Annotated in this window: 8 protein-coding genes and 1 pseudogene; 3 read left to right on the forward strand and 6 right to left on the reverse strand. The window is 37.6% G+C overall.

Going from position 1 to position 6,549, the window contains the following annotated elements:
• Window positions 1–8: 8 nt before the first annotated feature.
• Entirely contained in the window at window positions 9–1,409 is a 1,401-nt protein-coding gene (locus CHX27_RS10540; protein ID WP_094486742.1) for a DUF5689 domain-containing protein, read from the forward strand.
• A 446-nt stretch (window positions 1,410–1,855) separates the two neighbouring features.
• Here CHX27_RS10540 and CHX27_RS15935 read toward each other — a convergent pair whose 3' ends face one another.
• The 4 genes from CHX27_RS15935 to CHX27_RS10560 form a co-directional block, all read right to left on the reverse strand.
• Complete coding sequence (locus tag CHX27_RS15935; RefSeq protein WP_094486743.1) at window positions 1,856–2,314, reverse strand: DUF2752 domain-containing protein; 459 nt, start codon at window positions 2,312–2,314, stop codon at window positions 1,856–1,858.
• Entirely contained in the window at window positions 2,286–2,690 is a 405-nt protein-coding gene (locus CHX27_RS10550; protein WP_094486744.1) for a DUF4234 domain-containing protein, read from the reverse strand. The genes CHX27_RS15935 and CHX27_RS10550 overlap by 29 nt, the downstream gene beginning before the upstream one ends.
• Before the next feature lie 106 nt (window positions 2,691–2,796).
• Window positions 2,797–3,747, reverse strand: coding sequence for an NAD(P)-dependent oxidoreductase (locus CHX27_RS10555; RefSeq protein WP_207758957.1), 951 nt, complete (start codon window positions 3,745–3,747; stop codon window positions 2,797–2,799).
• 151 nt (window positions 3,748–3,898) lie between these two features.
• Complete coding sequence (locus CHX27_RS10560) at window positions 3,899–4,261, reverse strand: single-stranded DNA-binding protein (RefSeq protein WP_094486746.1); 363 nt, start codon at window positions 4,259–4,261, stop codon at window positions 3,899–3,901.
• 541 nt (window positions 4,262–4,802) lie between these two features.
• Here CHX27_RS10560 and CHX27_RS10570 point away from each other — a divergent pair.
• Window positions 4,803–5,573 carry a Rossmann-fold NAD(P)-binding domain-containing protein gene (locus tag CHX27_RS10570; RefSeq protein WP_094486747.1) on the forward strand — a complete coding sequence of 257 codons (771 nt, stop codon included), beginning with the start codon at window positions 4,803–4,805 and terminating at the stop codon, window positions 5,571–5,573.
• 35 nt (window positions 5,574–5,608) lie between these two features.
• Here the strand turns inward: CHX27_RS10570 and CHX27_RS15940 are convergent.
• Window positions 5,609–5,749, reverse strand: a pseudogene (locus tag CHX27_RS15940) (OmpA family protein); the annotation flags it as partial.
• A 65-nt stretch (window positions 5,750–5,814) separates the two neighbouring features.
• Here CHX27_RS15940 and CHX27_RS10580 point away from each other — a divergent pair.
• Window positions 5,815–6,195, forward strand: coding sequence for a hypothetical protein (locus CHX27_RS10580; protein WP_243388985.1), 381 nt, complete (start codon window positions 5,815–5,817; stop codon window positions 6,193–6,195).
• Between the two features lie 61 nt (window positions 6,196–6,256).
• Here CHX27_RS10580 and CHX27_RS15945 read toward each other — a convergent pair whose 3' ends face one another.
• Complete coding sequence (locus CHX27_RS15945; RefSeq protein WP_094486750.1) at window positions 6,257–6,505, reverse strand: DUF4143 domain-containing protein; 249 nt, start codon at window positions 6,503–6,505, stop codon at window positions 6,257–6,259.
• Between the last annotated feature and the right edge of the window lie 44 nt (window positions 6,506–6,549).

Here is a 6,549-nt window from a genome sequence, read left to right on the forward strand (position 1 = left end):
TTAAGAAAATGAAATTATTAAGATATCTAGCATTCGGATTATTTGCTGTAACAGTAAATAGTTGCGTTAATGACGATTTTGCCGAGCCTTCTGCTGATTGTGCAGATAATGTTTTGACGGTGACTAAAACTGTTCAGGAAATTATTAATCAAGTGCCTCCGGTAGTTGATCCGGCTTTCCCATATACGGGAGACGATGTAATTGAAGCCTACGTAGTTTCAAGCGACGAAGGTGGAAACTTCTACAAAAGTATTTCGCTGCAAACCAAACCAGCTACTGGTCAGCAACCAGTTGCATTTAGCGTACCCGTAGATATCGTTGGTGCTTTCACTAATTATCCAGTGGGTATGAAAGTGTACATCAAAATGAAAGACCAATACACCGACATTTACAACGGTTCTATGCGTATCGGAAGTGCGTTCCAATTAGATTCTGGAGATTTTGCGGTAGGAAGAATTTCGATGTTTAATGTAGGAAAAGTAGTTGTGAAATCGTGTACTATAGCGCCAGAAAGCGAACTAGTGCGCACATTAACAATTCCTCAAGCGTTAAACGATGCGAACTTAAATACATTGATCGAGCTCGACGGTGTGCAATTTGTAGATGAAGTTGTTGGAAGATCGCTCTATGAAGCTGCGAACGACTTAGGCGGTGCAACCAATCACCTTCTACAAGATCGCAATAACAACAGAATTATTTTCAGAACATCAAGTTTTGCGTCTTTTGCGGGCGATATTGCAACTCAAAACAGTGGAAAAGTCCGCGGTATTCTAACAAAATTCGGAAGTGACTATCAATTCCTAGCACGCACAACACGCGACATTATGTTAGACCAACCACGACTTGCAGTTGATTTAGCGCCAACGCTAGTTGGAAGTCAATTGAATTTTGTGAACACTTTAAACGAAAACTTCGAGTCGTACACAACTACTTCCCCAGCTAACCGTTCCTTCCCTGCCTATGTTAACGATCCGTTTGCAGGATCAAGATACTGGGAAGTTCGAACTTTTGGAGGAAACAAGTACATCCAAATGTCTTCTTTTGGTGGAACGCCAGAGGATAATAGAACTCTATTTTACGTGCCGGTTAATTTTGGTACAGCAAATACTTTCTCTTTCCAGTCTAAAGCAGGTTTTACGAACGGCGCTGTGTTAAAAGTTTATTATATAACGGCTGAGAATTATACTCCTGGCGCAATTGTAAATAGTAGTAACTTAGTTGATATTACTTCGAGCTTTACTATTTCTGCGGGTTTGACAAGTGGCTATCCAGCCAATTTTACCAACAGCGGTAGCTACGCAATACCCGCCTCACTTACAGGAAACGGTTACTTTGTTTTTGAATATGTTGGCAGTGGTTTAGCAGGTCTTACAACAACCATGCAGATCGATAATATCGTTATTAACTAGGTTTTTGTTAATCATACTAATAAAGCCGCTCTGTTAAAGGGTGGCTTTTTTATTGCATATTAGTCTACGGTTCATTTTACTAGTGTTTTACTTAAGAACTTTCTGTAATTAATAGATTCATAAAGAAATGCAGTAAACTTTGTAAGTTACTTAGAATCTGTTTGTAGCTTTAGAATAGGTGCGTATTTCACTTACTGATGGAAGCCGACGTTGCAAGAATAGCTTTTGATTTTAAATCTATTTTTGCCTATATAATTCTACTTGATATGGTAGTTACAGCAATTTTAAATTTCTTTACACCTTGTTGTTTGTTTTTGAAGTTTTAAATGCTTGACAGTAGCGCATCTGTTTTTTGTCAACTATCCCAAAAGAAGAGTTTCTACTTTTTAGACTTTAGTAATTGGTAGAATTGTTTAAAAAGCTTTAGTTTTAGTTTTTAATAGAACTCATCGCCAAATTGATTCGCGAAGCACATCATCGAATGTGTGAGAGCTCAAAAAATAGTATAAGCGAATACTGTGATATACGCCCATGCCTATAGCAAGACTTATTGTAAGTTTTTTATTAACGAAAAAACGGTAGTATAAGATATTTATTTGCTCGGTCTTTAACAAAATTCGAATAGATAAAAACAGAGCCGACAAAACAAAAGCTACTACTCCGAAAAGATTGTAGTTAATGCTCTCAACCCAATTGCCCTCATACAAAGCAACGATTGATTTAGTAATTCCACATCCGGGACAAGGAAGACCCGTTAACATTTTAAAAGGACAAAACGATTGCTGAGATTGCAATTCACTACTGCTCGAATTGAGCATCAATGCTAGAGGTACTCCTATAATCAATATTGAAAATAGGGTAAAAACAAATAAATCGTTACGCTTGGTCGTATAGCTTGTTGACATCTCCTTGAACTATCATTGCTGCCACCATTGGTAATAAAAATCCTAGGATCAAAAGCAGGGTAGTATCATCTTTCTGCGGTCGGTTGCTTAGTTGATAGACCGCTGGTAGACCATCTTTTGCCACCACGTAAAAGAAGTAAACATTAACTGGATAACAGCAACCTGCCAAGATAGCAACTGGGCCGGAAACTACTTCCCTTTTATTCGCTGCATTCATCACATCTCCAATTTTTATATTCCAATAAATTAGGTAAAGTCCACATGTGATTATCCCAAGAATAAGTACAAGAAGTGGGTCGACTCTAAAAACAGGAATATCAGAAGGAAGTTGCTGCTTTGGTGTATTCCAAGATTCAGTTGGTTGCGAATTTTCCATAACGTAAAAGAAACGAATTTAATATTTTTTTAACAAATATCGAACAGATGTTGACTTTTTCTTCTCAAACTTGAAAATACGACCGGCGTCAGAAAATACGAAGTGTCTAATGTCGCCCATGTGTATAGAAGTCATTTATTTTTGAAATAGCTATCTGTGCCATTTTCACTTCGCTTTCGAAGCTCCAGCCAGCAATATGTGGCGTTAAAATGACATTAGTCGCGGTAGTTAAATATTGCAGATCTGGATTGGATTCCAGATCAAAACTAGCTTGAAAAGAAGTACTTTCGTACTCCAGTACATCTAAACCTGCCCCCAGAACCTTTCCGTCTTCTAGTGCATTAACTAGAGCGTTAATTTCCAAAACAGAACCACGAGCAACATTAAGCAACCAGATCGGCTTTTTAAAGGAATCAAAGAATTTTTTATTTGCTAAATAATGCGTGAGTGGTGTTTGTGGGACATGTAGGCTTATAACATCTGCTTTCTGGTAAAGATCTGTAATATCTACTTGCTTATGATTGTACTCTGCTTCTTTTGTAACGATATCATAAAATAAAACCTCACAGTCGAAGCCAGCTAATTTTCGTGCAAAAGCGCTGCCCATAACGCCGTATCCAATTATTCCGACTGTTTTTCCATCGATTTCATAACCACGATTTGCTTCTCGCTGCCAGAGTCCCGCACAAACCTCTTTATCTGCCTTTTTAATTTTATTCATTAGATTTAGAAGTAAACCCAGCGTGTGTTCACCCACGGCGTTTGCATTCCCTTCGGGTGTTGCAATAACTTCAATTCGCTTTTCCTTACAATACTTGAGATCAATATTCTCAAGGCCGGCACCAATTCGACATATAAACTTCAAATTAGTGCCGGATTCCAAGAAAGTAGCATCTAAGGGAAATCTGCTTCGGATAACTATACCGTCATACGTATGTAACTGTTTCTGAACTTCAGACCTAGGCAATTCATTAAGAAGTACGTTTTCAAAACCTAAAGCACTTAGTCCAGTTACCAAGCTTGGATGGTTTTTATCTATGTGAACGATTCGTTTCAAAATTTCTTTTTAATCGAAGATACAGAAAACGCCGAACACGATTGATAATTCGAAATGATAAAACTATACGAAGTAGAGGATTAACGTTACTATCGATGTCGTGCAAAAACTGCGGAAAGAAATCGCCACCGAAGCGCTTTAAGAGTTTACGCTAGTTTTCTGCTTTAGCTTCTTCCTCTTTCTTGCTGTGAACAGTAATCTCATTAGCAATAATTTCTGTAACATAACGCCGGTTGCCTGCTGCATCTTCGTAAGATCTAGAACTTAATTTTCCTTCAATTCCTATTTCCTTACCTTTCAAAACGTGCTGTTCGGCTAAATCGGCAAGTTTTCCGAAGGCTATAACACGATGCCAGCTCGTTTCTTCAACTTTATCACCAGCTCTGTTGGTATAGCTCTCGTTGGTTGCTATACTAATCGTCGCGATTTTTCGATTGCTGTCGAACGTTTTCACTTTTGCATCTGAACCTGCGTGTCCGCGTAGAATAACGCGATTTCTAATAATTGTTTCCATGGCTTTTCAATAAATGTTTTTGTTAATAAGAACAAATTTCTGTGTTTGAATTTAAACAACAATGTATTTTTTCATCAATAAACGTTTATAAACGTTTAGCTATGTTATTAACAATTACATTTTTACGGTTTTTCCGTAATCTAAATTCAAATTCCTATTTTAATTTTAACACCATCTTAAAATTATACGCCATGACAAAAAATTGTATTGTTTGCCAAACAAAGCTTGTTGGAAGAGATGGAAGAAAATTCTGCAGTGATGCATGCCGCATTGAACATCACAATCAGCTCAACCGATCAGGTGGTCGTTTTGTTAGGATGATTAACGAAAGACTACGCAAGAACCACAGAATATTGTGTGAATTAAACTGTGAAGGAATTACTAAAACTAATCGTGCAAGTTTAGTCATTCGCGGATTTGATTTTAACCTGATAACAATGATTGAGAGATCGTCTAACGGCGAAAATTACTTTTACATTTACGACCAAGGATATAGAATGTTCGATAATGAGCACTACTTACTTGTGAAAAGAGAATAACCATGAAAAAAGAACTATTAATTATCGGGTTTGGATGGCTTGGGCAAAATTATGCTTTAGCCAATAAGCTTCATTTTGAAAGAATAATAGGAATTAAAAGAAGTGCCGCTCTCCGATATCAATTAGACGCCAAAACGAACGTTTGTGCACTAGACTTGTTTTCTGACAATTTACCAAATTCTATTTCTGAGATTTTGAAGTCGGCAAGCCATATTATTATCGCCTTGCCTCCAAGTTCGGCAAAAATACCTGAAGACTATTTAATCCTACTTGAAAAATTGAAGACTACAATAGTATCAATTGGTATTAAAACAATTTTTATTAGTTCAATTGGAGCTGGAAGTTTGTTTCAATCGGAACGAAAGATACTATTAGAACAGTCAGAAATAGTTTTCCTAGAAAATTCTTTATTCAAAGTTCTACGGTTTGGCGGACTGATAGGAACTGATCGCCATCCTGTTCTATCCTTGGCAAGATCAAACTCGGCTATTAATGGTGCAGATTTAGTGAATTTGATTTCTATTGAAGACTGCTGTGGTACTATAGATTTTCTCTTTAATCATTTTGAAAGATTGCCAAGTTTGTTAACTGCCGTAGCTCCTTATCATCCTTCTAAATTTGAATACTATAAAAAGTCTAGTCGAGCTTTTAGAGTGCCAAGTCCACATTTCTATTTTGACACAGAGGAGCTAACAGCTTATGAACTTGTTAATAAAGTTGAAGATTTTGGATATAAATGGATTAATGATAAATTAGAAAGGCCGAACAATTAAGTTCGACCTTTTTAATTTTAATTTTCGTTTTCCCTTTACTTCTTCACGATTAGGAATTCGCTACGTCTGTTAATGGCGTATTGTTCTTCGGTGCAGTTTTCTTTGCAATCGATTTTGGGTTCGCTTTCTCCGAATCCTTTTCCGGCGATTCGGTTGCTGGCAATTCCTTTAGAGATNCAGCAACCGCACCGGAAACGACGACATTTACCTGATCGAACCCCTGTGTGCGGTCGAGGCGCAGATTGCCGTAACCAATCTAAAAACCGGCGATCCACTCCCAGGAGCACAGGTAACCATACTCGATGAGAAACAAAACCCGATTCAAACCCAAACTGCCGATGCCAATGGTTTGGTAAGCTACACGGTAGAGTGTAATAAAGCCTACGGCATTCAAGCCACACAAGACGGTTTTGAAAACGGCGTGTTTGCCATCGCTAAATCGCCAAACGGAAAAGTAACCGTAGCAGCGCCTCTAGCACCAATTGAAGTGAAAATCACCGAAACCGAAGTGGTACTCAATGAAATTACCTTCGAATACAACAAGGCAAACATTACCAAAGNACTTCACAAAAAAACCTACTTCTCAGATTCAATACCAAAAAAATCGTTTATGAATTTCTAGAGCAAAAAAACTGGCAATGAAATGGCGCGAAATTTTCAAGCACTATTCATCTAACGAATCCTCAATCAAACAGTTCGGCCAGCGAGAATGTGTTCACTAGTTTGTTTTTGTTACTAAAACTAAAATTCTCGCCTCCGTATACTATGGTTAGCGGACTCGTTTCCTTCGAGTAGCTTTTGAACAAATTCAAGTTCCTGAACCAATTTTCTTGAAAAGTTTGACCCGATTTAATTTCGATCGGAAAAAGTTTGAGGCCTTTCTCAATTAATAAATCAATCTCAACACCCGCTTGCGAGCGCCAATAGAACAATTTCTAAGTACACGACAAAAATTGTATTAAATTAATTTCCAGCT

Source organism: Flavobacterium aurantiibacter, assembly GCF_002251775.1.
Lineage (GTDB): Bacteria > Bacteroidota > Bacteroidia > Flavobacteriales > Flavobacteriaceae > Flavobacterium > Flavobacterium aurantiibacter.